Genomic DNA, 2,572 nt, shown 5'->3' on the forward strand with positions numbered 1-2,572 from the left:
GAGAATGACTGTGTAATGTTGCTTTTGACACAAACAGTGCAACAGAATAATTGAAAAAACGAACACCAAAGGATGTTCATTAAGAAATTAAATCTTTGTTGGTGTATTGCCCATTGCAATAGAGATTCTATTCCAACTGTTTATCTGATTAATAATAAGAACTAGATCAACATATTGTTTTTCATCATAATGCTCTCGGACACGCTTGTATAAGTCATCAGGAACTCTTTTAGTAGGGATTAGAGTAATATGCTCAGATAGTTCGAGAGCAACTTTCTCTTCAGGTGTATAAAAAGAACATTCATTCCAAGCATTTAAACAATAAATGCGTTGTTCGGTTTCACCCATCTTACGAGCATCGGATGTATGCATATCTATACAGAAGGCACAACCGTTAGTTTGAGAGGCTCTAATTTTGATTAACTCTCTAGTAGTTCTATTAATTGTAGTCTGCTTAGTGTACTTCTCCATATCCATCATAATTTTCATACCATCAGGTGCAATATCATAATAGGGAACTCTTTGACTCATAAGGCAAGACTCCTTTGATTTTAAGATACTAGTATTATACCTTTATACGAAAATTAGCACTAAGATTTTGTTTGTATGACATTCAAAATCAAGAGGAACTTCAGTTGTAATTAGTTGCTTCACAGTTCGATGATGATATGCAAAAGTAGATGCTAAAGAGGAATAAAAATGTCTAGAGTTCGGTAAGATCCGGTTATGGTGCCAATTCTGAAAATCAGGACAGGTGTTTATCAATAGTTACGGCGCTGCCGGAGGAGTCCAAATGCCTTTTGGAGGATACAAAAAAAGCGGAATTGGCAGAGAAAAAAGCCATCTTGCCTTGAGCAATTACGTCCATTAAATAAGGGATCTAATATAACTAAAATATAGGGAGCGTGTCAGTATGTCAAAATACGTTGAAATTGGTTACCCAATATATGAAGGAATGCCCGTTTATCCAGGTTTGCCTGAAGTGAAATTAGAACCAAGAGAACGCTTGAACAAAGGAGATGACTGGAACGGCAGCGTATTGAGTATGTATCTTCATGCCGGGACCCATGTTGATGCCCCACGACATCATTTGAATAATGGCAAGGGAATAGACGCTATTCCTATTGAAGATTTTATCTATCGGAAGCCTTTGGTAATCGATTGCCCGGTAGGCCCTAACGGCTTTATCACCATTGAAAAGTTAGAGGAATATGAAGAGCTGAACGAAGCAGATATTCTAATCTTCAATACGAGTCATTGGAAACACCGGGATACGGATTTCGAGAAATACGCTAATAATTTCCCGGCTGTCTCCCCGGAAGCCGCCGAATATATCCGGACAAAATTGCCTAACTGCAAAGCTGTGGGCATTGATACGTTGAGCATTGAAAACCTGACAGAAGCAAAAGGAAACGGCTATTTTGTGCACCATGCCTTCTTGGATCATGAAAAGTATGAAGAACCAACGATGCTCATCTATGAAGACATCAATCCAGAGCCATTAATCGGCAAAAAGCTCATTTCTGCCTTTACAGCACCGCTTCGCATCAAAGATCACGATGCCTCTATCGTCAATATCGTCGTTGAAGTTGAAGAATAAAAGCCATTCCTGAATTCTGGCGGCCAAATTCTTTGTGTTCTTCAACCAGTGACAGGTTAGTTGAAGAAGGAATTATCGGCTATATTGAAGAATACTATTTTGAAAGAAGCCAGGAGGCCACAAAATGGAACAAACAAAAGAAGAAAAAAGTGAAATTTGGGAATGGGCAAAAGCACTGTTCATTGCATTTGGACTTGCCTTGCTAATTCGTTATTTCATATTTACCCCAATTGTTGTAGATGGAGAATCAATGGATCCAACTCTTGACGATGGAGACCGTATGGTGGTCAACAAAATTGGTTACGAGGTAGGACAACCAAACCGTTATGATATCGTGGTATTTCATGCAACTGAAGACAAAGATTATATTAAACGAATAATTGGTTTGCCAGGTGAACATGTTGCCTATAAAAATGATCAGTTATATATAAATGGAGAACCGCAGGATGAACCTTATTTAGAGTCTCGTAAAGAAGATTTAAACGAAGGTGAAGGTAGTTTAACAAAAGATTTTTCACTTGAAGAGAGTACTGGAAAGACAATAATTCCTGAAGGATACGTGTTTGTTATGGGGGATAATCGTGGAAATAGTACGGACAGTCGAATAATTGGCCTGATTTCAATGGAAGAAATCATAGGCAACACTGGAATTGTTTTTTGGCCACCAAGTGAAATAGGACTTGTGAAGTAATGTACGCCAATAACAAGCAAGATGAAGCAAATTTATTTATGTATAATCAACTCCAGATTCCTAATACTAACTAAGCTYTCGAAGCATAACATGGTGTGAGGTTAATCGCGATGAGATTTATTGCTTGGAGTGCAGTAGGAGCTGGGTAAAGTTATATGCCCTAGAGGATTCCACATTTTGGGGACTTTTATATTGAACCTCTTAGTTTTATTAGGTTTGATCTATTATATAAAAGGCTAATCAATTCATCGGTTTTAATGGAAAAATAAGGAGTACTGCAC

At 37.8% G+C, this 2,572-nt stretch carries 3 protein-coding genes and 1 pseudogene; 3 read left to right on the forward strand and 1 reads right to left on the reverse strand.

Translation table 11 applies throughout. From position 1 onward, the window contains the following. Window positions 1–87: 87 nt before the first annotated feature. Window positions 88–531, reverse strand: coding sequence for a carboxymuconolactone decarboxylase family protein (locus AC1DSL_RS17115; RefSeq protein WP_477533139.1), 444 nt, complete (start codon window positions 529–531; stop codon window positions 88–90). Between the two features lie 211 nt (window positions 532–742). Between AC1DSL_RS17115 and AC1DSL_RS17120 the strand changes: the two are divergent. From AC1DSL_RS17120 to lepB, 3 genes and pseudogenes are all read left to right on the forward strand, one after another. Next, a pseudogene (locus tag AC1DSL_RS17120) lies at window positions 743–871 on the forward strand (aldehyde dehydrogenase family protein); the annotation flags it as partial. Window positions 872–913: 42 nt separating this feature from the next. Beyond that, window positions 914–1,600 carry a cyclase family protein gene (locus AC1DSL_RS17125; RefSeq protein ID WP_477533140.1) on the forward strand — a complete coding sequence of 229 codons (687 nt, stop codon included), beginning with the start codon at window positions 914–916 and terminating at the stop codon, window positions 1,598–1,600. Window positions 1,601–1,724: 124 nt separating this feature from the next. Next, window positions 1,725–2,291: a signal peptidase I gene (gene lepB / locus AC1DSL_RS17130; protein ID WP_477533141.1), complete on the forward strand. Its 567-nt coding sequence runs from the start codon at window positions 1,725–1,727 to the stop codon at window positions 2,289–2,291. Window positions 2,292–2,572 lie beyond the last annotated feature (281 nt).

This window comes from Paenisporosarcina sp. P4_D4, assembly GCF_056401835.1.

Excerpts from the sequence above, each read along its gene's own strand:
- AC1DSL_RS17115 (WP_477533139.1), bottom strand. The coding sequence starts at position 531 with ATGAGTCAAAGAGTTCCCTATTATGATATTGCACCTGATGGTATGAAA.
- AC1DSL_RS17125 (WP_477533140.1), top strand. The coding sequence starts at position 914 with ATGTCAAAATACGTTGAAATTGGTTACCCAATATATGAAGGAATGCCC.
- lepB (WP_477533141.1), top strand. The coding sequence starts at position 1,725 with ATGGAACAAACAAAAGAAGAAAAAAGTGAAATTTGGGAATGGGCAAAA.